General features: G+C 72.7%; 22 protein-coding genes and 1 tRNA gene. 9 read left to right on the top strand and 14 right to left on the bottom strand.

Annotated features, from left to right (window positions below):
* Window positions 1-5: 5 nt before the first annotated feature.
* The gene (gene cobF / locus ABZ873_RS10930; RefSeq protein WP_360868461.1) at window positions 6-758 is read right to left on the bottom strand and encodes a precorrin-6A synthase (deacetylating); all 753 of its coding nucleotides are present in this window, start codon (window positions 756-758) and stop codon (window positions 6-8) included.
* 18 nt (window positions 759-776) lie between these two features.
* On the opposite strand from cobF, the gene ABZ873_RS10935 reads away from it, so the two are divergent.
* Genes ABZ873_RS10935 through ABZ873_RS10950 form a run of 4 tightly spaced genes read left to right on the top strand, consistent with a single transcriptional unit; the run spans window position 777 to window position 4,053 of the window.
* Window positions 777-1,532, top strand: coding sequence for a (Fe-S)-binding protein (locus ABZ873_RS10935; RefSeq protein ID WP_360868464.1), 756 nt, complete (start codon window positions 777-779; stop codon window positions 1,530-1,532).
* Window positions 1,529-2,998, top strand: a complete 1,470-nt coding sequence (locus ABZ873_RS10940; protein WP_360868467.1) for a lactate utilization protein B — start codon at window positions 1,529-1,531, stop codon at window positions 2,996-2,998. The genes ABZ873_RS10935 and ABZ873_RS10940 overlap by 4 nt, the downstream gene beginning before the upstream one ends.
* A complete protein-coding gene (locus ABZ873_RS10945; RefSeq protein ID WP_360868470.1) occupies window positions 2,995-3,630 on the top strand; it encodes an LUD domain-containing protein in 636 nt (211 codons plus the stop codon). Before ABZ873_RS10940 ends, ABZ873_RS10945 begins: the two co-directional genes overlap by 4 nt.
* A 27-nt stretch (window positions 3,631-3,657) precedes the next feature.
* A complete protein-coding gene (locus ABZ873_RS10950; RefSeq protein WP_360868473.1) occupies window positions 3,658-4,053 on the top strand; it encodes a VOC family protein in 396 nt (131 codons plus the stop codon).
* A gap of 8 nt (window positions 4,054-4,061) precedes the next feature.
* On the opposite strand, the gene ABZ873_RS10955 is transcribed toward ABZ873_RS10950, so the two are convergent.
* The gene (locus ABZ873_RS10955) at window positions 4,062-4,568 is read right to left on the bottom strand and encodes a DUF309 domain-containing protein (RefSeq protein WP_360868476.1); all 507 of its coding nucleotides are present in this window, start codon (window positions 4,566-4,568) and stop codon (window positions 4,062-4,064) included.
* A 150-nt stretch (window positions 4,569-4,718) separates the two neighbouring features.
* On the opposite strand from ABZ873_RS10955, the gene ABZ873_RS10960 reads away from it, so the two are divergent.
* Window positions 4,719-4,792 (top strand) — tRNA-Pro (locus ABZ873_RS10960).
* Window positions 4,793-4,873: 81 nt separating this feature from the next.
* Here the strand turns inward: ABZ873_RS10960 and ABZ873_RS10965 are convergent.
* The 4 genes from ABZ873_RS10965 to ABZ873_RS10980 form a co-directional block, all read right to left on the bottom strand.
* Window positions 4,874-5,242: a hypothetical protein gene (locus ABZ873_RS10965; RefSeq protein WP_360868479.1), complete on the bottom strand. Its 369-nt coding sequence runs from the start codon at window positions 5,240-5,242 to the stop codon at window positions 4,874-4,876.
* Entirely contained in the window at window positions 5,239-6,417 is a 1,179-nt protein-coding gene (locus ABZ873_RS10970) for a helix-turn-helix transcriptional regulator (RefSeq protein WP_360868482.1), read from the bottom strand. The genes ABZ873_RS10965 and ABZ873_RS10970 overlap by 4 nt, the downstream gene beginning before the upstream one ends.
* Before the next feature lie 164 nt (window positions 6,418-6,581).
* Window positions 6,582-6,746 carry a hypothetical protein gene (locus ABZ873_RS10975; protein WP_360868486.1) on the bottom strand — a complete coding sequence of 55 codons (165 nt, stop codon included), beginning with the start codon at window positions 6,744-6,746 and terminating at the stop codon, window positions 6,582-6,584.
* 633 nt (window positions 6,747-7,379) lie between these two features.
* Window positions 7,380-7,856, bottom strand: a complete 477-nt coding sequence (locus ABZ873_RS10980) for a hypothetical protein (RefSeq protein ID WP_360868489.1) — start codon at window positions 7,854-7,856, stop codon at window positions 7,380-7,382.
* A gap of 329 nt (window positions 7,857-8,185) precedes the next feature.
* On the opposite strand from ABZ873_RS10980, the gene ABZ873_RS10985 reads away from it, so the two are divergent.
* Window positions 8,186-8,749, top strand: coding sequence for a hypothetical protein (locus ABZ873_RS10985; RefSeq protein WP_360868492.1), 564 nt, complete (start codon window positions 8,186-8,188; stop codon window positions 8,747-8,749).
* Here the strand turns inward: ABZ873_RS10985 and ABZ873_RS10990 are convergent.
* The 6 genes from ABZ873_RS10990 to ABZ873_RS11015 all read right to left on the bottom strand — a co-directional run bounded on the left by ABZ873_RS10990 (window position 8,734) and on the right by ABZ873_RS11015 (window position 17,804).
* On the bottom strand, window positions 8,734-9,825 hold the full coding sequence (locus ABZ873_RS10990) for a type IV pilus twitching motility protein PilT (protein ID WP_360868494.1): 1,092 nt from the start codon (window positions 9,823-9,825) through the stop codon (window positions 8,734-8,736). The two genes, ABZ873_RS10985 and ABZ873_RS10990, sit on opposite strands and share 16 nt — an antisense overlap.
* 26 nt (window positions 9,826-9,851) lie before the next feature.
* The gene (locus ABZ873_RS10995) at window positions 9,852-13,658 is read right to left on the bottom strand and encodes a hypothetical protein (protein ID WP_360868497.1); all 3,807 of its coding nucleotides are present in this window, start codon (window positions 13,656-13,658) and stop codon (window positions 9,852-9,854) included.
* Entirely contained in the window at window positions 13,655-14,221 is a 567-nt protein-coding gene (locus ABZ873_RS11000; protein WP_360868500.1) for a type II secretion system protein, read from the bottom strand. The genes ABZ873_RS10995 and ABZ873_RS11000 overlap by 4 nt, the downstream gene beginning before the upstream one ends.
* On the bottom strand, window positions 14,218-14,712 hold the full coding sequence (locus tag ABZ873_RS11005; protein WP_360868503.1) for a type II secretion system protein: 495 nt from the start codon (window positions 14,710-14,712) through the stop codon (window positions 14,218-14,220). The genes ABZ873_RS11000 and ABZ873_RS11005 overlap by 4 nt, the downstream gene beginning before the upstream one ends.
* Window positions 14,709-15,920 (bottom strand): type II secretion system F family protein, encoded by a 1,212-nt coding sequence (locus tag ABZ873_RS11010; RefSeq protein WP_360868506.1) that lies wholly within the window; start codon window positions 15,918-15,920, stop codon window positions 14,709-14,711. Before ABZ873_RS11010 ends, ABZ873_RS11005 begins: the two co-directional genes overlap by 4 nt.
* Window positions 15,921-16,019: 99 nt before the next feature.
* Window positions 16,020-17,804, bottom strand: a complete 1,785-nt coding sequence (locus tag ABZ873_RS11015; RefSeq protein WP_360868509.1) for a GspE/PulE family protein — start codon at window positions 17,802-17,804, stop codon at window positions 16,020-16,022.
* 240 nt (window positions 17,805-18,044) lie between these two features.
* Between ABZ873_RS11015 and ABZ873_RS11020 the strand changes: the two genes are divergently transcribed.
* From ABZ873_RS11020 to ABZ873_RS11030, 3 genes are all read left to right on the top strand, one after another.
* Window positions 18,045-18,401 carry a prepilin-type N-terminal cleavage/methylation domain-containing protein gene (locus tag ABZ873_RS11020; RefSeq protein ID WP_360868512.1) on the top strand — a complete coding sequence of 119 codons (357 nt, stop codon included), beginning with the start codon at window positions 18,045-18,047 and terminating at the stop codon, window positions 18,399-18,401.
* A 118-nt stretch (window positions 18,402-18,519) separates the two neighbouring features.
* Window positions 18,520-19,365: a prepilin peptidase gene (locus tag ABZ873_RS11025; protein WP_360868515.1), complete on the top strand. Its 846-nt coding sequence runs from the start codon at window positions 18,520-18,522 to the stop codon at window positions 19,363-19,365.
* Window positions 19,352-19,936, top strand: a complete 585-nt coding sequence (locus ABZ873_RS11030) for a helix-turn-helix transcriptional regulator (RefSeq protein WP_360868517.1) — start codon at window positions 19,352-19,354, stop codon at window positions 19,934-19,936. Before ABZ873_RS11025 ends, ABZ873_RS11030 begins: the two co-directional genes overlap by 14 nt.
* A 66-nt stretch (window positions 19,937-20,002) precedes the next feature.
* Here ABZ873_RS11030 and ABZ873_RS11035 read toward each other — a convergent pair whose 3' ends face one another.
* Both ABZ873_RS11035 and ABZ873_RS11040 read right to left on the bottom strand, forming a co-directional pair.
* Window positions 20,003-22,006 carry an FG-GAP-like repeat-containing protein gene (locus ABZ873_RS11035; protein WP_360868520.1) on the bottom strand — a complete coding sequence of 668 codons (2,004 nt, stop codon included), beginning with the start codon at window positions 22,004-22,006 and terminating at the stop codon, window positions 20,003-20,005.
* Window positions 22,007-22,192: 186 nt separating this feature from the next.
* Window positions 22,193-23,419 carry a hypothetical protein gene (locus ABZ873_RS11040; protein WP_360868523.1) on the bottom strand — a complete coding sequence of 409 codons (1,227 nt, stop codon included), beginning with the start codon at window positions 23,417-23,419 and terminating at the stop codon, window positions 22,193-22,195.
* Window positions 23,420-23,459 lie beyond the last annotated feature (40 nt).

Here is a 23,459-nt window from a genome sequence, read left to right on the forward strand (position 1 = left end):
CCGGCTCAGCCGCGCCGCAGCAGGTACGTGTCCATGATCCAGCCCTTGCGGGCGCGGGCCTCCGTGCGCAGCTCCTCGATCCGGCCCGCCACCTCCGCCAGCTTCCCCTGCACCAGGATCTCGTCCGGGGTGCCCACATAGGCCCCCCAGTAGATGTAGAGGTCCTGGTCCAGGTGGGCGGTGAAGGCGTGCCGGGCGTCCAGCATCACCACCACGTCGTCCACGTCCTGCGGCCAGCCCTCCGCCAGCCGCCGGCCGGTGGTGATCTGGACCGGGCGGCCCACCCGGTTCAGATTCGTCCGGTGCCGCGCCAGCAGCGCCGAGATGCTGCTGATCCCCGGCACCACCTCGTGCTCGAAGGCCACCCGGCCGCGCTCCCGCACCTCGTCGAGGATCGCGAGCGTGGAATCGTAGAGCGAGGGATCGCCCCACACCAGGAACGCGCCCGTCTCGCCCTCCGCCAGATCCTCCGCGACGAACCGCTCGAAGATCTCGGCCCGCGCGCTGCGCCAGCCGTCCACCGTCGGGGCGTACTCCGCCGGAGTCCGGTCCCGGTCCGGGTCGCGGCCCTCCACCAGCCGGTGCCCGGGGCGGGCGTGCGCGTCGAGCATCGCCCGCCGCAGCCCGGTCAGATCCGCCTTCTCCTCGCCCTTCTCCAGGATGAGGAACGCGTCCGCCGCGCCGATCGCCCGGACCGCCTGGAGAGTCAGGTGCTCCGGGTCGCCCGCGCCTATGCCGATCACTGAGAACTTCTTCACCCCGCTATTGTGCCCACCATGCGTGCCGCCCTGTTCGTCACCTGCGTCAACGACGCGCTGTACCCCCGCACCGGCATCGCCGCCGTACGCCTCCTGGAGCGCCTCGGCGTCGGCGTCGACTTCCCCGCCGCCCAGAGCTGCTGCGGGCAGCCGCAGTACAACACCGGCTACCGGCGCGAGGCCGAACCCCTGCTGCGGCGGACCGCCGCCGCCTTCGCCGGCCACGCGTACGTGGTCACGCCCTCCGCCTCCTGCGCCGCCATGCTCCGCGAGCACTACCCGCGCATCGGCCGGGAAGCCGCCCGGGAGGGCCGCGGCACGGAGCTGGCCGAGGCCGCCGAAGCCCTCGCGCCGCGCGTGTACGAACTCACCGAGTTCCTGGTGGACGTGCTCGGCGTGACCGACGTCGGCGCGTACTTCCCCCACACCGTCACCTACCACCCCTCCTGCCACGGCCTGCGCGGCCTGCGCCTCGGCGACCGCCCCCGGCGGCTGCTGGCCGCGGTGAAGGGCCTGGACCTCGTCGACCTGCCGGGCGCCGAGGAATGCTGCGGCTTCGGCGGCACCTTCGCGGTGAAGAACCCGGCGGTCTCCGCCTCCATGGGCACGGACAAACTCACCGCCGCGGCCACCACCCCCGCCACCGTCCTCTGCGGCACCGACAACTCCTGCCTCACCCACCTGGACGGCCTCGTACGCCGCACCGGCACCGGGCCGCGGACCCTGCACATCGCCGAGATCCTGGCCGCCACCGAGGAGGAACCACCGCTGTGACCGCGACCCACCTCGGCATGCCCGCCTTCCCCGAGGCCGCACGGAAGGCCGTCCAGGACCCCGTCCTGCGCGCCAACCTCCGGCACGCCACGCACACCATCCGCGACAAACGCGCCCGCGCCGTCGCCGAGCTGGCGGACTGGGAGCGGCTGCGGGCCGCCGGGAAAGCCGTCAAGGACCACACCCTGCGCCATCTCGACCACTACCTCCTCCAGTTGGAGGCGGCCGTCACCGCCGCCGGCGGCACCGTGCACTGGGCCGTCGACGCCGAAGAGGCCAACCGGATCGTCACCGACCTCGTCCGCGCCACCGGGGAACGCGAGGTCGTCAAGGTCAAATCCATGGCCACCCAGGAGATCGGCCTCAACGAAGCCCTGGAAGCCGCCGGGATCGCCGCCTACGAGACCGACCTCGCGGAGCTGATCGTCCAGCTCGGCCACGACCGCCCCTCCCACATCCTCGTCCCCGCCATCCACCGCAACCGCGCCGAGATCCGCGACATCTTCCGCACCGAGATGGGCCGCTGGGGACGCCCCGCCCCCGAAACCCTCGGAGACGACCCGCGCGAACTCGCCGAAGCGGCCCGCCTGCACCTGCGCGAGAAGTTCCTGCGCGCCAAGGTCGCCGTCTCCGGCGCCAACTTCATGGTCGCCGAGACCGGCACCCTGGTCGTCCTCGAATCCGAGGGCAACGGCCGCATGTGCCTCACCCTCCCCGAGACCCTGATCTCCGTCGTCGGCATCGAGAAGGTCGTCCCCACCTTCCGCGACCTGGAGATCTTCCTCCAGACCCTGCCGCGCTCCTCCACGGCCGAGCGGATGAACCCGTACACCACCATGTGGTCCGGCACCACCGAGGGCGACGGCCCCACCGCCTTCCACCTCGTCCTCCTCGACAACGGCCGCACCGACACCCTCGCCGACGAGACCGGCCGCCAGGCCCTGCGCTGCATCCGCTGCTCCGCCTGCCTCAACGTCTGCCCCGTCTACGAACGCGCCGGCGGCCACGCCTACGGATCGGTCTACCCCGGCCCCATCGGCGCCGTCCTCAGCCCCCAACTGCGCGGCACCACCAGCGAGATCGACGCCTCCCTGCCCTACGCCTCCACCCTGTGCGGCGCCTGCTACGAGGTCTGCCCCGTCGCCATCGACATCCCCGAGATCCTGCTCCACCTGCGTGAACGCATCGCGCAGGGCGGCCCGGCCACCCGCGAAGGCGTCCGCGTCCGGCTCCGCCCCGCGCACGGCCACACCGCCGAACGCGCCGCGATGCGCGCCGCCCGGCTGCTCCTGGACCGGCCCGGCGCCCTGCGCGCGGGGGAGCGGCTGCTCGCGCGGGCCCGCCGGCTGGCCCCGCGCCGGCTGCCCGGAGCGGGCCGCGCCTGGACCGACACGCGCGAGCTGCCCGCCGTACCGGCCGCCTCCTTCCGCGACTGGTGGAGCCGGGAGCGAGGGACGGGCCGATGAGCAGCAAGGACCGCATCCTGTCCCGTATCCGCCGGGCGGTGGGCCCGCCCGGCGCCGGCCCGGCCGAGGCGGCGATCCCGCGCGACTACCTCCCCGTACACGGCACCCGCACCCCGCGGCAGCGGACCGACCTGCTCGCGGCGAACCTCACCGAGTACCGCGCCCGCGTCCACCGCACCGACGAGCATGGCTACCGCGAGGTGCTGGACGCCCTGCTCGCGGACGCCCGTACGGTGCAGCTCCCGCCGGAGCCCGGCTTCGACTGGCGGCCCGGACCCGCCACCACCTGCACCTCCGCGCACACCTCCGCCCGCGACCTCGACCGCGTCGACGCCGTGGTCACCGGCTGCGCCCTCGCGATCGCCGAGACCGGCACCCTCGTCCTGGACGGCGGCCCGGGCCAGGGCCGACGGCTGATCACCCTCGTCCCCGACCACCACATCTGCCTCGTACGGGTACCCGCGCAGGTGGTGGACTCCGTACCGCAGGCCCTCCGCCTCCTCGACCCGGCCCGGCCCCTGACCTGGATCTCCGGCCCCTCCGCCACCAGCGACATCGAACTGGACCGGGTGGAAGGGGTCCACGGCCCCCGCCGACTGGACGTACTCCTCGTGGCCCCGGCCGGGGGCTGAACCGGGGACGCGCGCACAATGGGCCCCATGTCATCCCGTATCGCCCTCACCGCCCTCGTCGTCCACGACTACGACGAGGCCATCGACTTCTACACCCGCGCCCTCGGCTTCGACCTCGTCGAGGACACCGCCCGCCCGGACGGCTCCCGCTGGGTCGTGGTCCGCCCGCCCGGCGCCACCGAGTCGGCGCTGCTGCTGGCCCGCGCGAAGGACGAGGCCCAGCGCGCGCGGGTGGGCGACCAGACCGGCGGCCGCGTCGGCTTCTTCCTGTACACCGACGACTTCGCCCGCGACCACGCCCGTATGAGCGCCGAGGGCGTCCGCTTCCTGGAGCAGCCGCGCCACGAGCCGTACGGCTCCGTCGCCGTCTTCGAGGACCTGTACGGCAACCGCTGGGACCTCCTCCAGCCGGCCACCGTCTGAGGAAGCCCCTACGCCTCCCCGGCCAGCCGCGGCGCCTCCCGCGCGGCGTCCACGGCCGGGCCTCCGCCCTCCACCCGCGGGGCCAGCGCCCGCGCCCAGCGGACGAGCCCCGGCACGTCCATCCCGTACGTGTCGGGGGCGGCGGCCGGGCCGTCGCCGTCCGCGAACTCCGCGATCCCGGCGGCGCCGCGCCGCAGCAGCCTCGCCCCGCCGACCGTGTTGCCGCGCGCGGCGTGGGTGAGGCCGACGGCGAGCTGGGCGAGCCCGCGCCACAGCGGGGCGGCGGTCCGCGGCCCGGACTTCCAGGCGTCCTCGAATACCTCGTGCGCGTGGAACGGCATCCCGGCGTCCAGCAGCCGCTGCGCCTCCCGCACCGTCTCGGCGGGCGAGCGCACCACCCCCTCGGGCTGCCGCTCCACGCCGGGGGCGCCGTAGGCCAGCGGCCGCCCCAGCCCGTCCCGCGGCCGGGCACTGCGCGCCCGCCCTCCGGCATCCCGATCCCGTGCGTCGTCCACACCTCATCTTCTCCTGCGGATCTCGTGCGGCTCTCCTGCGTCTCCCCGGCGGCCGCCTGCGCCGATTACCGGTGCATGAACATCCCTCGGCGTGCGGTAATGTTCTGCATGTGCCGCCGGGCAGGGGGAAACCCCAGGTCGCAGGCACAACGGGACGTGGCGCAGCTTGGTAGCGCACTTGACTGGGGGTCAAGGGGTCGCAGGTTCAAATCCTGTCGTCCCGACTTGCGAGTACGCAGGTCGGAGGCCGTGTCGGAAGTATCCGATACGGCCTCGAAGTCGTTTTGGGGGCCTGCCGCGAGGTCTCATGGGTGGTGGTGCGTGGTGTGCCGCGCCAGGAAGCGGACCTTGCCGGGGGACAGGCCCGTGAGGGCGGCGGTGTCCTGGGCGCTGTAGCCGAGGGCGGCGAGGGTGCGGATGTCGTCGCGGTCGGTGGCCGGGGCGTCGTGGTGGCGGTGGACCTCGGTGCGCAGGTGTTCCCAGGCCCGCTGGGCGGGGGCCGGGTCGGTGATGATCTCCCGCCAGGCGCCGAGGACGGTGGTGAAGGTGTCGCGGACGGCGCGTTCGGCCTCGCGGGGGTCCAGATGGGCGTGGGCGTAGGCGGTGTAGTGGCTGTGCTGGAGGAGGCGGAAGGCTTCGAAGGCCAGGTGGTGTGTGCTGGGGCGCGGGTTCATGGGGTGGGCTCCGGTTCGGGGCCGGCGGGTGGCGTGGCCCGCTGCTGCGGCGGGTAGGGCGGATGCGGCTGGGTGGCCTGCCAGAGGGCGCGGAGCTCGGCGGGGCGGCCGCGCAGGGCCACGATGATCCGGGCGGTGGTCTCCCAGTCGGGGACCTGGCCGCCGTTGAGGATGCGGGCGATCTCGCCGACGCGCAGACCTTGGCCGGAGCCGGCGCCGCAGGCCCGCTGGATGGTCCACAGGTCCGGGCTGCCGGTGGCGAGGTGCAGGCTCTTGAGGGAGAGCCGCAGTTGCCGGGCCGCGGCCTCGCGGTCGGCCGGCGGGGGTGCGGGGGCGTGGCTGGGGGGTCGCTGGGCCGCTTCCCAGAGCACCCGTAGGACGGTGGGGTCCGCGTCGACTACGGCGGCGAACTGCAGGACGACGGGCCAGGAGGGTCCGCGGCTGCCGGCCACGACGCGGGACAGGTGCGAGGGGGAGATCCCCATGTCCAGGGCGGTCTCCTTGAGGGAGCGCTTGGTCTGGCGCTGGAGGAAGGAGAGGGCGGAGGCGAGCTGTTGCCGTGGGTCCTCGGGCGGTTGCAGGGGTACGCGCACGCCCGTGCTCCCGTCGGCGCCGTCGGCGGTGGTGGCGGGGGAGGGCTGGACGGGCACGGACACGGACATCGACAGGGACGCGGACAGGGCGGCGTTCGTCGACGCGGGCAGCGATGTCGACGCGGGCACGGCGGGACGGGCGGCGCGGGCCTTCCGTACCCGGGCCAGGCGTCTCGCGACCCGGTCCGGGGTCCACTGCTTGCGGAGGTGGTCGGGGCTGACGCCGGAGCCCTCGGCCATGTCCCGCCACGAGTCGCCCCGTGCCCGGCCGCGGGCGACGGCGGCGGCCTTGGTGTCCTCCACCAGGTTCTCGATGGTGAGGAGCTGGCGAAGGATGTCCGGGGTGCGGGGCTCGGCGAGCTGCTGGGAGACCAGGCGGGTGACTTCCAGCTGGAGGTCGTGGGTGGCGGCCTGGAGGTCCTGGTCCTGTTCGGAGCAATCGGGAGGCCCGGAGGTGCGGGAGGCGTAGCGGCATTTTTCCGAGCAGTGGGACCGGGGCCGGCCGGGGCCGACGGGCACGGAGTAGGTGGTGCCGCAGTGTGCGCATTTACGGAAGTGCCGGCGCGGCGCGGGGCTGGGCATCGGGTGCCCCTTTCGGGGGAAAACGCCGAGGGATTTGGTGGCACGCTGCGGTCTGTACGGCCGCTGGAGAGACAGAACCCCTGCGTAGCGGTGTGATCGGGCATGGTGGGCTGGCATGTACCACCGGCCCGGGTGCCCGGGCCGGTGGCAGGGGGTGGCGAATTTCAGAATCGGCGAACCCGCTTGTAGGCGAGTCGGCTGCCCGCCGCGATCACCGAAATAGCTATGGCCAGAGCCGCCAGGACCGCGGGGTCGGTGACCCCGGTGATGAGGATGACCGGCAGTACGGGCAGGGCGATGAAGAGCCCGCCGCCCGCCGTGACCGCCAAGTCATCGGCCCTGCAAGTTTCCCCTGATGCAAAAGGGGCCATGATACCGTCGGCACCTGATTCCGGCGCCCGTAAAGGACGTTGGCGGCGATTGCGGTTGTACGGCACGTAGTGCTCCTTCGGGGCATGGGTGTAGCGCGATCGGACTCGCACGGTTGAACAAGGCCCTGGCTGTGGTTTGCACGCCCCCGCCAGGGCACTTGTCGTTTCCGGCATACACCGGTGACCGGGACGATAACCCCGGAGCGCTGCGCAGCGCCACGCGCACGGAGGGTTATGGCCGCATGCGCCCAGTTGGGCACACAAACCCCTGTTCACCCCATGAACCGCAACAGTTCAAGTGTGTGCACGCGCTGGCGTCACATTCGAACAGGAACGATCCGATGATGCATCAGAACGACAATCGGCGCGGCCTATGTCATGGATCGTGGCGCACTCCGGGAAGGTCATGTCACCCCCTGTGGCACCCCTTTCCCCACCGCTGAAAACCCCCGAGTGACCAACGCCACGCCCAGCCACCCCCCACCGGCGCAAACCCCGGAGCACGCGCCCCCGGGGCTCGCAACAGCCGCTGCGGTTGGACCAGTCGGGCGGGCCGCCCCCGCTCGGACCACTCCGGCGGGGCCGAGTCCTTCACATGGCGAAGCCCTGGAAGGTGCCCCGGGGATCCTCCATGGCGGCTTCCTTGAAGTCGCTGAAGGACAGATTCGCGATCATCAGGTTCGCGTGCATCTCATGGATGCCGGCGGGGACGATGCGGATCTCGCCGCTGTCCTCCTCGAACTCCTCGTCGCTGTCGCACTCTTCCCGGACCAGCACCGACACGGCCAGCAAGGTCGTGGGCCCGTCACGCATCGAGTCGCGGTCGGCGAGGAACACCACGCTCAACTCCTCGTCGGCGGACGCCGCGGAGAGAATCTGGTCCGAGGTCCATCCCGCCCACCGCGGATCGTCGACGATGTGGTGATGCGGCTCGCCGTCGCCGTCGCCCCAGCTCCTGATCAGCTCCGCTTTCACCACGGCCCATGCCTGTTCGTCGCTGTAGTCGGTTCTGATGATCAGCGCCGCGTGCTGATCACGTTCCGCCAGCCACTCGATACGGTCACTCACGCCGCTTCCTCCCTCCGCGCAGGTCACAGCCCGCGCATCATTCCGCAGGCACGCTACGCGAGACCACTGACAGGCGCGTGGGCGGTTCGGCCGGCACGGCTCGCCAACCACCCCGCTCCGTCGGAGGGGGCAGTGCGCGCGCGGCGTACGGGCTCGGACGGCTTCCGCCCGCGGCAGTGCACAGACCGGTTTGTGCGGTGGGAGTTTTGGTGGATCCGGGTGTGGGGGTGGGTGGCTGCTGCACGCTGGGAGGGGTCGGGTCGGGATCGGTTCCGTCTGTGCGGGCTGTTGGGAAGGGGCGGGGTGTGGTGGACCGGGTGTTGGAGGCGATGGGTAGGGCGCACGAGGGGTCGATCGGGGTGCTGCTCGCGGACCGGACCGAGCCGGGGCCCGTGTACTTCGACGTAGGCAGTGGCGCGCACGTGCCGTCCTCGACGCAGTGGCACGCCTACGACGGCCGGGTCGGCCGGCCCAAGGCCGCGCTGCTGCGCGGGGCTTGTGCGTGCGGCTGGCGGGGGGCCGCCGAATATCCGCTGGACTGGAGCGCGCTCGATCAGCGGAGGCCGCTGTACGAGGCCGATGTGGATCTGGACGGGCCCATCGCGGACTACAAGGCGCATCTGATGGTGGTGCGGGAGGCCGCCGTGGCGCTGCCCGCGTCACTGGTCGGGTTGTTGGCCTCGTTGAAGGGGGAGCTGGAGAGCGCGGCCCTGCAGGAGCCATTGGTGGCGTTGAAGGCGCTGGCCGATCTGCGGTATCTGATCGACGCGGTGGGATCGCGGGCGACATTGGCGGTGCAGGCCGGGAGGGTGCCGCTGGAGACGGTCGCCACCGCGCTCGGTACGAGTGAACCGGCCGCCCGGGGATATCTGCGCGGCTACCGCTGGCCCTGACGGGCGTGGGCCGCGTACGGGTGCTGGATCTCCTCCGGGTGGGCCGTGTGGAGGACCGCCTGTTCCGGGGTGATGATGCCTGTGGAGACCAGGGCGTTGAGGCCCGCCTCCAGGGTCTGCATTCCCTCGCGGTGGCCCGTCGCGATCATGTTGCGGATCTGGCGGGTCTTGCCCTCGCGGATCAGGTTGCGGATCGCCGAGGTGCCCACCAGTACCTCGAAGGCGGCCACCCGGCCCCCACCGGCCCGGGGGACGAGCGTCTGGTTGAGGATGCCGGCCAGCGTGTGCGCCAATTGCAGCCGGATCTGCGGCTGTTGTTCAGCCGGGAAGACGTCGACGATGCGGTCCAGCGTCTGTGACGTGTCGTTGGTGTGCAGGGTGGCGAAGACCAGGTGCCCCGTCTCGGCGATGGTCAGGGCGGCCGAGATGCTTTCCGGGTCGCGCATCTCGCCGAGCAGCAGCACATCCGGATCCTCGCGCAGCGCCGAGCGCAGTGCGGCGGGGAAGGAGTCGGTGTCGGTGCCGATCTCCCGCTGGCTGACCGCCGCGCGCTTGTGCGGGTGCAGGTACTCGATCGGGTCCTCGATGGTGAGGATGTGCACCGGCCGGTACGTGTTGACGTGGTCCAGGAGCGCCGCCAGGCTGGTCGACTTGCCCGAGCCGGTCGGCCCGGTGACCAGGACCAGCCCGCGCGGCAGGCCCGCCCACCCGACGACGACCGGCGGGAGCCCGAGCTGTTCGGCCGAGGGCACGGTGAAGGGGATGATCCGCAGCGCCAGTGCCGACGCGCCGCGCTGGACGAAGGCGTTGCCGCGCAGCCGGGCCCGCTCCCCCCAGCTGAACGCGAAGTCGACCTGTCTCTCCCGGCGGAACCGTGCCGTGAGTTCCGTACCCAGGACGCCGCTCACCAGGCGGTCCACCTCGGGCTCGGTCAGTACGGGCCCCTCGACCGGGCGCAGGGCTCCGTCCACGCGGAGGAACGGTGCCGAGCCGGCGGTGAGGAGCAGGTCGCTGCCGCCCCGCTCCCAGAGGTCACTGAGCAGGTGGTCGATGAGCGTGGCACGGGGGCCGGGCATGGCGGTCTCCAAGGTGGCGTGTCGGCTCAAGGCAGCACCGTCCACTGCTTGACGGTGCTGGTGTGGCCGTCGAAGGACACGGCGGCCCGGAGGAGGGGCCCGGACAGCAGGTCGATCCGGGTGCCGGCGAGCCGCCCGGTCACGCCGCCGCTCCCGCCGGTGACGGCGTAGGTCACGGTCAGCGCGGCCAGTTGGGAGGCTTCGGTCAGGCCGCACGGGGTCAGGTCGAACTGGTCGGTGACCGGGGCGCCGGAGCCGGGACGGACCGGCACGGTCAGTGCGGTCTCGGCATCGGCGCAGGTGCTGCCGGGGAAGATCACCGACAGTCGTAGCGCTGCCACGTCGCCCTCCTCGTGGTGCGACAGGTGCAGGACGGTGTGGTCGAGAGGGCCCGTCCGGGCCGGTGGGGTGTAGCCGCCGAGGGTGAGGGAGGCCCGGCCGCCGCCGGGGACGGTGGCCTCCGTGACGTCGACCGGCGCGCCGGGGGCCGGGGGCGTGAAGCCGGTGACGGCGGTGGCCGAGGCCGGCTTCGCGGTCACGGCCGGATACGTCGTGAACAGCACCGGCTCCGGCGGTATCCCGATCACGGGGCGGAGATATCCGGCGGCCGGGCTGATGCCGAGGGCGATGGTCCGGGCGATGATGCCGCGGGTGACCACCTGCGAGCCGACCCGGCTCATCGACAGGTCGACGGCGGCGGTCGGCGCGTACACGGTGCCGTGGATCAGCAGGCGGCTCTGAGCGCCGGCCGTGTCGGCGTCGGCGGTGGACTTGATCACCGCGCAGCCGCTGCCCGCCGTGAGGCAGCCGGACAGGGGCCTGAGGGAGGGGGCCCGGAATACGAGGTCGAGCTCGACGCCGTCGAGCCGGACGGCCGCGTCGGTGCTGCCCGTGCCCAGCCGCGCCCCGTAGTCGGCGGCGAGCCGGGACAACTGCTCGGCCTTCGTGATCCCGCAGGCGGCGAGGTCGATCACGTCGACGCCGAGTGCCCCGCGGTGGGCGGTCAGGGCGTGGCTCGCGTCGCACGCGGTACCGGTGCCGGAGACCGTCAGCGCGGCCGTGGGGGGCTCCGGGGCGGAGGGCGGGGCCGGGGTGGTGTCGTCGCCCTGGTGGGCCACCCGTAGCAGGACCTTGTCGATCACCGCCCCGGCCGGCAGGGGCAGCGTCGCGAAGCCGCCGAGCCGGATCGAGGCCGAGGGGGTGGCCGTGGCGAGGGTCGCGGTCGAGGCGGCGGTGTCGATCGCTTGCGCGTTCTTCGGGGTGAGGAAGGCGGCCGTGCCGGTCGCCGTGGTGGGGCGGATCGACAGCGGGGGGCGGTGGGCCAGTTCCAGGGCTACGCCGTCGAGTTGAGCGGTGGCGGTGGTGCCGCCGGTGCCGAGGGTGGCGGTGTAGGTGACGGCCAGGCCGGTGAGCTGGGCCGGGTCGGTCAGCCCGCAGATGGCGGCCAGGTCCAGGGTGTCGGTGCCCAGGGCGCCCGGGCGTGCGGTGAGCTTCTGCGGGGTGGTGCAGGAGCGGGGGAGGGCGGGCCCGGTGAGGGCGACGGTGGCCGTCGGTGGCGGGCCGCCGGCCGCGCCGGGGTCCTCGCGGTGCGCGATGTGCAGCAGGGCCGCGTCCAGGGCCGAACCGGGCGCCACCGCGGGGGTGTCGAAGCCGGTGAGGTCGATGGTGGCCGTCGGCTTGACCCGGTCGAGTGGGGCGCGGGCCGTCTGTGTGCCGTCGATCGCCTGGGCGTCGGCCGCCGGGACGAACGCCGTCGATCGCACGCTCGTCGCGGGGCGGGGCGGCGGCGGATCCGCGACCACTTCCAGCCAGATGCCGTCCAGGGCGTGGGCGCCCTCGGTGCCGCCCGCTGTCAGCCCGGCGGTGTAGGTGGCGGTCAGGCCGGTCAGCTGGGCGGGGTCGGTGATACCGCAGGCTTTCAGGTCGATACGGTCGTCACCGAGGGCGGCGGGCCGTGCCGTGAGCGGCAGGTCAGTGCACCGGCCCCCGCCGCCCGCCGGGGCGACATGCAGCCGGGGCGCGGCCGCGTCGCCGGTCTCCCGATGCGCCACGCGCAGTAGGGCGGAGTGGATCGTGGACCCCGGCGGTAGGGGCGGCCGGCCGAAGCCGGCCAGGGTGATCGACGCGGACCGGGCCGCCGGGGTCAGCTCGGCGCCGGCCACCGACGGGACGGGCTGCTCCCCGATCTCCAGGGCGTGACCGGGCTCCGTACCGGCGGCGGTGAACCCGGTCGACGCGGTCACGGCAGTCGGCTTGAACGTGGTCGGCGTGCGGTAGGCGACCTCCAGCCGTACGCCGTCCAGGCGCGCCGTGGCGCGGGTGCCGCCGGGGTCAAGGGTGGCGGCGTAGGTCACGGTCAGACCGGAGAGCCGGGCCGGATCGGTGAGCCCGCACGCGCCCAGCAGGTCGATCGGGGGATCGATGGCCAGGGCCGGGTGCCGGGGCAGGCGGTCGGTGCGGCAGGTGTCGCCGCCGACGGCGGTGGTGACCTGCACGGCGCCCTCGGCGGTCAGGTCGCCCTCGTCCGCGTGGCCGATACGCAGGGTCGCGCCGGTGATCACCGAGCCGGGCGGCACCCGTGGGGCGAAGCCGCCGAGCTGTAGGGAGGCCGAGCGGCGTCCCGTCGGGTCGAGGGCGGCGTCGGCCGTGCAGCTCGCGGTGCCCGTCGGCTGCGGACAGCCGGGCAGGGTCGGGCGTTCGCCGCCGGTCAGGGCGTGGGCCGGGTGGGTGAAGCCGGTGTTCGTCACCACCGCCGTCGGTGTGAGGGTGTGGGACGGCTTCGGCGGCTGGATCCCGTACACCGCCAGCTGCTGGGCGTCCGGGGTCACCGGCGCGCACAGCTCGACGTGCCCCCGGTCGACCTGGAACCGGCTGCCGCCGCCCATCATGATCTCGACCCCTTCGGGCCGCGTCGCATCGCATCCGCCCGGGCTGGGGACGGCCGGGCGGGTGGCGGCTCCGGGATCCCAGCCCGCACGCGTGCCGCCGACCACGCTGACCGTGGGGTCGTCGACCGTCCAGAGCGCGGAGCCGCCGGCGAAGGTGAAGTCGAAGGAGTACAGGCCCGGTTGGAGCCAGACGACCACGCCGGGGCAGCCGCCGTCGGTGAGACGGGTGAGGGCGCGGGCGTCGTCGTAGTAGCCGGGCTGCAACCGCACCAGCCAGGAACCGGGGGCGGGGCACACGGGCACCGTCCGCCGGACGGGGACGGCCGTGGCGGGCGGGGCGTGGTCCGGGTCGCCGCCGACGGCCGTGTCGGCGGGAGAGGGCGGGGTGTCGTCGGCGCAGTTGTGGGCGTACGGGGCCTGGGTGGCGGGCAGTTGGGCCTGGGACACGGCACGTGAGCAGTTCCCGACGGCGGACACGTCGCCCGACACCACCATCGAGGCGCCGGTGCCGGTGGTGATGCCCGCGTGGGAGAACACGCTGCCCTGCACGCGCAGTCCGGGCGTGGTCACATGGATGCCGTCCCCCGCCGCCCGGCCCAGGCTGCGCAGCGCGTCGGGCGGTTGGGTCGCGCGGGCGGTCGCGGGGGAGGCGTTGAGAGGATCGCAGTGCACGATCATCCGCGCGCCGTTGATCGGCGGGGCGGTGTAGTCGGCGCAGGGGTTGCCCTGCGAGAAGTTCTCGATCGCGAGCTGCGTGGCACCGTCCGCGCTGTAACCGCGCCTGCCCTGGTCGGCGTACACGCTCGCGGCTCTGAGCCCCGCGCCCGCGAAGGACAGGAGCGAGACGGCGACCAGGGTGAAGACGAGGACGAAGGCCAGCGCGAGGATCAGCGTCGCGCCCTCCTCGTCCCTGCGCGGACGGAGCCGGTCGCGGCGGGCGGTCATGACGCGCTCGATCGTCGGACGGCGGTGAGGGCCGTCGGGGGCGCGGCGGGGTCGCTCCGCACGGTCAGTGTTACCTCCATGGGCGAGGTGCACGAGGTCTCGGCACCGCAGCTCAGCGTCACCGGAAGGGTGGACGGGGTGCCGGTGAACCGGCCCAGCACTGTGGTGACGGCGGCGCCCGCGTCGGTGCACCTCACCCGGCGGAGGGCTCCGGTCGGCCGGTCGTAGGTGTAGACGATGTCGGCGCCGGGCCGGCTCAGGTGGACGATCACGCCGGTGCCGGTGCCGGTGCCGGCACCGGTGCCGGTGTCGGTGACGCCGCACGCGGGGTCGGTCGTGACGGCGTGCGCGCTCTGGACGTCGCCGTAGAAGTAGCGGTTGAGCGTGCCGACCGCGCTGGTGGCGGCCACCCGCTTCTCCGTGTCCGCCGTGAACCGCAGGCCCAGGATGATGGCCTGGGGCAGCAGGGTCGCCACGATGCCCAGGATGACGATCGTGACCAGCAGTTCGGTCAGCGTGAAGCCTGACTCCGAGCGGATGATGCGCTGTTGGGGAGAGGTCATGACAGCATCGACTCCCGCTTGACCACTTCGAGCGTCGCGTCCGCCGCGTCCGCCGCGTCCGTCCCGTCCCTGGCGGGGCGGCGCGGGCCGGTCGAGCGTACGGTGAGCGTCACCTTCTGCACCCCGGTGTCGGCCGCCGGGCAGGACCGGCCGAAGGTGCCCGCCCCGTCCCAGTACGCGACCGTGACGGTCACGGTGTACCCGGTCGGCGCCGCCGGGGTTCCGTACCCGCTCGCGCAGGGCACGTACGGCTCGCTGACGATCCGCTCGGCGGCGCTTCGGAGCACCGAATCGGCGCCGGTCACCTTCTGCTGCGTGGCGGAGCTGGTGATCGCGGTACCGATGCCGCCGAGGACGGCCACGAAGGCGACGCCGATGAGGACGACGGCGACCAGGACCTCGATCAGCGTCTCGCCCTCCTCGCCGCGACGGCGCCGCAGGCGCCGCAGTCGCCGCAGGGGGCGGCACGGTCGGCGGTCCGGGCCGGTCACGGGACCTCGACCTGGTTGTAGACGCCGTAGATCGCGGAGAGGAGGGCGACGGCCACGAAGCCCACGACCGCCCCGACCATGATCACCACGGCGGGCTCGAACAGGCTGGTCAGCCGCTTGAGCTTGTGCTGCAGTTCCTTCTCGTAGAACTCCGAGACATTGGCGAGCTGGTCGTCCAGGGTTCCCGTCTCTTCCCCCACACGCATCATCTGCGTGACCGCGCCGGGGAACAGCTTGGTGCGGGCGATCGGCCGGGAGATGCCGCCCCCTTCGAGCATCTCCTTCCGCGCCGTCCCGATGGCCCGTTCGTACACCCGGTTGTTGGCGCCCGCACTGGCCAGGCCAAGGGCCTCCGGGATGGGCACGCCTGCCTTGATCATCGAGGTCAGGATCCGGCAGAACCGTTCGATGACCATGTACCGGACCACGTCCCCGACCACCGGCATCGCCAGCAGGGAGCGGTCGCGCAGCATTCGCCCCTGATCGGTCTGCAGGGCAGCGACCAGCGCCACGACGAGCGCGAGCAGCCCGCCGAGGATGACCGGATACCAGGCGGTGACGAAGTCGGTGAAGCCCAGCAGGATCCGCGTAGGCAGCGGAAGTTCGGCGTTGAAGGAGGCGAAGAACAGCTTGAAGCGCGGCAGTACGAAGATGACGAGGACGAGCACGACGGCCACGGCCAGCACCATCACCAGGCTCGGATAGGTCAGAGCGGACCGGATGGTGCGCCGGCCCTCCACGTCGCGCTCGATGTAGCGGCCCAACTGTGCCATCACCACGTCGAGTTCACCGGTGGCCTCGGCCGAGCGGAGGACGGAGACGTAGAAGGGCGGGAGCGCCGTGGTGTGGGCGGCCATCGCGGCGGCGAAGCTCGCGCCGAACCGCAGCGAGTCCATGACATCACCGAGCACCTTGCCCAGCTTCTTGTCCTTGGTCTCGGCGCGGATGATCTCCAGGGCGTCCAGGAGGGGGACTCCGGCCTTGATGAAGGCGGCCATCTGGCGGGAGAAATTGCTCAGTTCGACCAGGTCGACCTTGGCCGCGGTCAGTTCGAGCCGGAGCAGATCGCGTCCCGCCGCCTTGACCGACTGCACCTGGTAGCCCTGCCGCGTCAGGCTGTCGGTCACGCCGCCGACACTGGAGCCGGTGAGCACGCCGATGGCCCGTTTCCCGTCCGGCCCGAGGGCGACGTACTTGAAGGTGGCCATGCCGATGCCCTCCCGGGTCCGGTGTGTCAGAGGTTCGCGTCGTCGTCGGAGTGGGGGGTACGGAATCCAGCGCGCCCGGCGCGGTCCGGAGGAGGCGGGCTAGACCACGTACACGCTGGACATGATCTCGGCGATGGTGGTGGTCCCCTCCTCCACCAGGCGGACGCCTCCGTCCAGGAGGCTGTCCATGTGCTGAGCGCGGGCGGCCCCGCGCAGGCTGTCGATCGGTGCCTTCTCGACGAGCAGCCGCTTCACCGCCTCGCTCATCACGAGCAGTTCGAAGACGCCGATCCGCTCCTGGTAGCCGGTGCGGGAGCAGAAGTTGCAGCCCCGGCCCTGCCAGAACCCGATGTCGGTGGAGCCTCCCGCCTTCGCGAAGAAGGCCAGCTCGTCCACGCCCGGCCGGTAGGGCTCGCGGCACTGGTCGCAGATCCGCCGCACCAGGCGCTGGCTGACCACACCGGCCACGGTGGAGGTGATCAGGAAGGGCTCGATGCCCATGTCCGCGAACCGGTGCAGCGCGGAGCAGGCGTCACCCGCGTGGATGGAGGACAGGACGAAGTGGCCGGTCAGGGCGGACTCCACCGCGATCCGCGCGGTCTCGGCGTCCCGGACCTCACCGATCAGGATCACATCGGGGTCCTGCCGGAGGATCGAGCGCAGCCCGGTCGCGAAGGAGACGCCCGCCTGCTCGTTGATCTGGATCTGGTTGACCGACGGCACCACGTACTCCACCGGGTCCTCCACGGTGGTGATATTGCGCTCGCTCTGGTTCAGCTCACCGAGCGTGGCGTACAGGGTGGTCGTCTTGCCGCTGCCGGTCGGTCCGCCGCAGACGACCATGCCGTAGGGGGAGCGCAGCAGGGAAGCGAACCGCTCGTGGGTCGCGGCGGGCATGCCGAGCTCGGCCAGCCGCAGCAGGGTGCGGTTGCTGTCGAGCAGGCGCAGCACCGCCTTCTCGCCCCAGATGGTGGGGGTGGTGGAGACCCGGATGTCGACCGACCGGCCGTCGATCTCGGTGGCGATCTGCCCGTCCTGCGGGCGCCGCCGGTCGACGATGTTCATATTGGCCATGATCTTGATCCGGCTGACCACGGACGGGCCCATGTTCTCCGGCAGGCTCAGTACGTCGTGCAGCGCGCCGTCGATCCGGTACCGGACCCGGACCCGGTCGGCGTGCGGTTCGATGTGGATGTCCGAGGCCCGGTCGCGCAGCCCCTGGGTCAGCATGAGGGTGACCAGGTGCACGACCGGCGCGTCCTCGCTCACCACCCTGGCCCCGGAGCCGGCCTCGCGGCCGGTCTCGGTCGCCTTGAACGCCTCGACCAGGCTGCTGACGCCCGACAGCGCCCGGTAGGCGCTGTCGATCGCGCGCCGGATGTCGGCGGGAGCCGCGATCGCCAGCCGCACCCGGTCCGGTGCGACGGCCCGGCCGATCTCGTCGAGCACGCGCGGGTCACCGGGATCGCCCGCCGCGATCAGCAGCGTGTCCTCGGCCCGCCGTACGGCGACGACGCCCAGCGCGCGGGCCAGCGCCTCCGGCACCCGGGCGGCGGCCTCGGGATCCGGATCGCTCTGGCGCAAGTCGGCGACGGGGAGGTCGAGTTGTTCCGCCAGTGCTTCGATCAGCGAGCGCTCCTCGACCATGCCCAGCTCGACGAGGAGGGCGCCGAGCCGCTTGTCCGAGGCCGACTGCTGGAGCAGCGCCTCGTCCACCTGCGCCGGGGTGAGCAGCCCGCGCCGCACGAGCAGTTCCCCGATGCGCGGGCGCTCGTGCCCGCCCTGGGCTGAGCCCGGCGCCGCGTCGGGCGGGGTGGTGGTGTCCTCCTCGCCCGCAGGGCTTGCCGCCGCCACGCGGCGCCGGAGGAGCCGGCGATTCGCCAAGGAGCCCACCCCTTTCAGACTGTCAGCCGCTGATTAGTCAGCCGCACACTACAGCACGCCGGTGGGGTGGCAGCCACCCCCGCAGTCCCCTTGTGGGGCCATGCGGTGCTCAGTAGTCTACGGCTGATTAATCAAGTAGTTACTTATTTGCTGGCGCTTGCTGACGCCTGCTTCGCTCGCGCCGGTCGCTGTAGATGGAGAGAGATGTTCACGTACCCGCAAGGCAAGCCGCGCCGGAGAATGCGCGCACCGGACACGACGGCGGAAGCCGGCTTCACGCTGATCGAGCTTCTCGTGGTCATCGTGATCCTCGGCGTCCTGTCCGCGATCGTCGTCTTCTCCGTCCGCGGCATCAACGACAAGGGTCAGGGCTCGGCCTGCAAGACCGACAAGGCCACGATCCAGACTGCGGAGGAGGCGTACTTCGCCAGCGGCAACCGCGGCCAGTACGGCACCATGGCGCAGCTGGTGGAGGGCGGATTCCTGTCCAGCGCCTCCGTCTGGTACGACGCCAACCCCAGCGGTGCCTCGTACGAGATCACGCCGAAGGCCGCCGCCCCCGGCGCTCCGGCGAACCCCTGCACCTCGGCCGGGTGAGCCCGCGCGGGATGTAGTCGAGGGGGCGGGCCGGTCGCTCAGGCGGTACGGGGGACCCGCCGCCCGGTCTGCTCGCCACGTATTGTGCCGGTCGCGACCTGTCTGCACTATTGCGGCCATGTCGTCCCTATTCATCGTTTTCCTCGGCCTGTTGGGGCTCGCGGTGGGGTCCTTCCTCAACGTCGCCGTCTCCCGCGTCCCGGACGGCCGCTCCGTCGTGCGGCCCCGCTCCGCCTGCCCGCACTGCGCCACGCCCATCGCCGCCCGGGACAACATCCCCGTCGTTTCCTGGCTCCTGCTGGGCCGCCGCTGCCGCGCCTGCCGGGCGCCGATCCCCGCGCGCTACCCGCTCCTCGAAGCGCTCACGGCCGCCCTGTTCGTCGCCGTGGCCCTGCGCTTCGGCCGGTCGGAGACGCTCCCGGCCGCGCTCGTCTTCACCGCCGGGCTGCTGGCCCTGGCCGCCTGCGACGCCGAACGCTTCCTGCTCCCCCGGCGGCTGCTCCACCCCACGCTCGGCCTCACCGCCGCCTGCCTCCTCGTGGCCGCGGCGGCCACCGGCCAGTGGCTGCGGCTCGGCGTGACCGCCGCCTGCGGGGTGGGCGCGTACGCCGTCTTCTTCGCCCTGCACTGGATACGGCCCGCCTGGCTGGGATTCGGTGACGTACGCCTCGCGGGCCTGCTCGGCACCGGGCTGGGCTGGCTGGGCCCCTCGTACCTCGTCCTCGCGCTCCTCGCCGGCAGCGCCGCCGGGCTGCTGGTGGGCGTCGCGCTCATGGCAGCGGGGCGGGCGAACCGCCACACCCGGCTCCCCTTCGGCCTGTTCCTCGCCGCCGGAGCCATCGCCGCCCTGCTCGCGGGCGCCCCCGTCGTCCACTGGTACGACAGCCTGAGCGATCCCTGTGCCCGCCCGGCCATCGCATACGGCGGCGACGATCCTTACCCTTGTCCCCATGAAGGAACCTGATCTGCCACTGGCCGAATGGATCGTGCTCGCACTCCTGGCCGAGCACCCCAGCCATGGCTTCGCCCTCGCGACCCTCACCGCGGAGGGTGCGGAAATCGGTGAGTTCTGGTACATCTCGCGCCCCATGGTGTACCGCTCGATCACGAGGCTCGTCGAGCGCGAACTGATCACTCCGGTCGGCGCCGAGGAAGGCAACCGCGGACCGCAGCGCATGATCTACGCCGCCACGCGCGCGGCGAAGGCCACGGTCACCCGGTGGCTCAGCGAGCCCGTGACCGAGCTGTTCGACGTCCGCGCCGAGCTGACGTGCAAGCTGCTGCTGCTCCAGCGGCGCGACTCCAGTCCTGCCCGGCTGGTCGAGCGGCAGCGGCTCGTCATCGACGAGATCGAGGAGTCGCTGCGCGCCAAGGAACTGGCCGCCGGTGACCATATCGCCCGCGCGAGCTACACCCTGCGCCTGGAACACGTCGCCGCCGCGCGCCGGTTCCTCGACGCCGTCGATGTCGACATCGCCGCCGAGGGCGCCGAAGCCGCCGCGGACCCGGCGCGGTCGGCCGTCAGGAGCGGCTGACAGCGCGACGGGCCCGGCGACCGCTTCCGCGCGATCGCCGGGCCCCTGTCATGGCAGGTCCCTCGGCTAGGGCACCTCGATGACCGTCTCGCAGGAGCCGCCCACCGCGACCGCGTCCGTGCCCGGGAGCACCGGACCGCCGTTGGCGTCCCCGGCGCAGAGGTCCGTGCCGCTGCCGCCCGCGAGGGTGTCGCTGCCCGCACCGCCGACCACGGTGTCGTTGCCGGAGCCGCCGGAGAGGGCGTCATTGCCCGCCCCGCCGTGCACGGCGTCCGCGCCGTCGCCGCCGCTGAGGGCGTCGTCGCCGTCGCCGCCGTCGATGGTGTCGGCGCCGCTGCCGGCCGAGACGGCGTCGTTGCCGCCGAAGGTGCAGATGGTGTCGTTGCCGCCGTTCCCGCTCACGCTGTCGTTCCCGTTGCCGGTCACGATGACATCGGCGCCGCTCGTGCCGTTCACGACCCCGTTGCCGGTGATCGTGGCGGCCAGACCGCGGCAGCCCGCCGAGACGGTGAGGGTCACGGTCGCGGCGCTCGATTCGGCCGTGCCGTCGCTCGCCTTGTACGTGAAGCTGTCACCGCCGACGTAGCCGCCGGCGGGCTGGTAGGTGAAGGAGCCGTCCGGGCCGAGCGTGAGCGTGCCGTGCGCGGGGCCGGTCACCAGCGATGCCGTCAGCGGGTCGGCGTCGGCATCGGTGTCGTTGCCGAGGACACCGGGGGCGCCGACGGTGAGCGGGGTGTCCGCCCCGATGTGGCTGTACGCGTCCGCGGCGGCCGCCGGAGGCCGGTTCGTGGTGTTGAGCAGCACTGACGCGTCCTTGACGAACGCCGCCGAGCCGTTGTTGTTGGCCGTGACGACATCGGGACGCCCGTCGCCGTCGAGGTCGGCCACCGCCGTGGCCTGCGGGGTGCTCCCGCCGTTCAGCCCGAAGGCCAGCGGGCTGCCGAAGGCGCCGGTGCCGTCGCCTTCGAGCACCAGGACCTCATGCGTACCGGCGCTGGAGACGGCCAGGTCGGCGTGGCCGTCGCCGTTGAGGTCCGACACCGACGCGGAGCTGAGGTTCGTGCCCGCCGTCACGACGCTCGCGGTGCCGAACCCGCCCGCGCCGTCGCCGGGCAGGATGGCGACGCGCCCCGGGGAGCCGGGCGCCACGACGACGGCGTCGGCCTTGCCGTCCTCGGTGACGTCGGCGACCTTGAGCTTGGAGGGGAGTGTGACGCCCGCCGGGAAGGCCGACGCCGCGCCGAAGCCGCCGTGGCCGTCGCCCAGCAGCACGGAGAGCGTGCCGGTCGAGGAGTTCGACGTGACGAGATCCAGATGGCCGTCACCGTTGAGATCGGTGGCCGTGACGCTCTGCGGGCCGGTGCCGCCGCCCAGGCCGAACTGCGTGGCCGAGCCGAAGGTGCCGTCGCCGTGGCCGAGTACCACCGAGATGTTGTTCGTGTTCGCGTTGGACGTGGCCAGATCCGGCGTGCCGTCCTCGTCGAGGTCGCCCACGGCGACATCGGTCGGGAAGCGGACGAGGCACGGGTTGTCGCCGGTGGTGTCGCAGCCGGGCGTCGGGTTGAGCTGGACCGCCGTCCCGGCGCCCAGCGCGCCCGTGCCGTTGCCGAGCCAGACCAGGGCGACATTGCCGCGCGAGTCCTGGCTGATCACGTCCTTGTGACCGTCGCCGTTGACGTCGCGGATCACGGCCGAGCCGAGGAAGACGCTGGACGCGGTGCGCGGCGCCGCGTACTTCGTCACGGCGCCGAAGCCGCCGCCGCCCGAGCCGAGGAACACGCCCAGGCCCTCGGCGCGGATCGCCGTGACGAGGTCCGGTCTGCCGTCGTTGTCGAGATCACCGATCGCGACGGCGGAGCCGCCGCGGCCGTTGTCGTCCAGGTTCACCGCGGTGGCGAAGGCGGTGGTGGCGGCGCCACTCGCCGTGGCGGGCCCGGCGGCCATCGTGAGGCTTGCCACCGCGAGGACGAGGGCGGCCGGGGCCCGGAGCCGCCGACGGCGCGGGACCGCGAGCGGGCGGCCGTACGGCATGAGGTGCCGACGTGGAGAGGTGTGCATGGATGCGTGCATGGGTGAGGCCCCTCCTCAGGGCCGGTGCGTCGAAGGGTGGGCTGGCGCGCCCCGGCAGGACGGCGTGAGCGCGCGCGGGTCCGCCGATCCGCCGATCCGCAGGACAGGAGACGCACGGGGCCGGAGCCGCCGAACGGACGGTGTGCCCGCCCGGCCGGCGGCCCGTCGCCCCGTGCTCCCGGGCGCCTAGTAGCCGTAGGCGGCGAGGGTGGACTGGATGGTGGTGTCCCCGTCCCACTGGCTGGTGAAGAGGCTGCTCCAGGCGGCCGCCGCGCCGGTGTTTCCGCCGGTCAGGGCGACTCCGTACTGCTGGATGTCCCCATAGCCGGAGTAGGCGCTCGCGTCGAGCTCCGTCCAGGTGTTGGGGTCATTGCCCGTGGTGCCGTTCAGCGAGCTCGACGTCCAGCTCACGTTCACGATGTTCGACTTCGCGACCAGGCCCAGCTGGGTGTTCCCGCCGGCGTTCGCCGTCACCGCGCCGCGCACCTGGCTGATCCCGGACTCCAGGCGCACCTTGCACGCCGTGCCCGCGCTGTCGCAGGCGCTGCCCCGGAACACGTTCTGGCCCGCGCCGCTGTCGACCCACGAGAAGCCGTTCTGGGTCAGCGCCTGCTTGGACGCCGCGCCGAAGGGCGCCGAGGCCGGGTCGGCGACCGCGACGCGGCGCCCGCTCACCCCGAGCCAGCTCACCAGCGCCGAGATCGTCGTGGGCGCGCCGGAGACCGGCGAGGCATCGCAACGGGGCGACTGCGCCTTGCCGTTGCCGCTGCCGTTGGCGTCCGCGCCGAACGCGAGCGGCGGACTGGCCGCGTTGGACGGGTCGTCGCCCTTGGTCGAGCCCGCCCAGCTGCCGCTGCAGCTGTAGATCGCCAGATGGCCGATCGCCACGGGGTGCTTGCTGTTGATGTCACCGTTGCACTCGACGCTTCCGCTCGCGGTGCAGGTCCCGCCGTCCGCGGTCGGGATGACGGCGTCCACATTGGCCTCGTCCGCCGACAGGAACGCGTCGATGTGCAGCGACCCGTTCACGCAGTTGTTCGAGGAAGAGGGATTGCATGTGGTGTACGGGCCGGCGCTCTTCAGCTGCTGGCGCAGGTTCCCCGAGGTGATGCCCCGCATCGTCGAGGTGTCGATCACCGGCTTGTTCCAGAATCCGCCGACCTGCGAGGCGGTGTTCGCCGTGAACGGTGTGAACGACTGGAGCGTCGCGATCGTACCCTTCATGTCCTTGAGGGCGGGGTACATGTTGTTCGCGACGCCGACCTGTGTGTCCGTCGTCGCGAACGCCGTCGGCGCCGTGGCGGTGATCAGCGCCGTCGCGAGGGCACCCACCGCGAGCGCGCTCCGTACGCGGCGCATCAGGGTGCGGCCGGAGTACGGGGCGCTGCGCGCGTGGCTGGACCTTCGTTGCATCTGCTACTCCTCGTTGATCTGGCGGGCGGCGGCTGCCGCC

Origin of the sequence: Streptomyces sp. NPDC047014 (assembly GCF_040644195.1) — a bacterium.
In the GTDB taxonomy this organism is placed as follows: domain Bacteria; phylum Actinomycetota; class Actinomycetes; order Streptomycetales; family Streptomycetaceae; genus Streptomyces.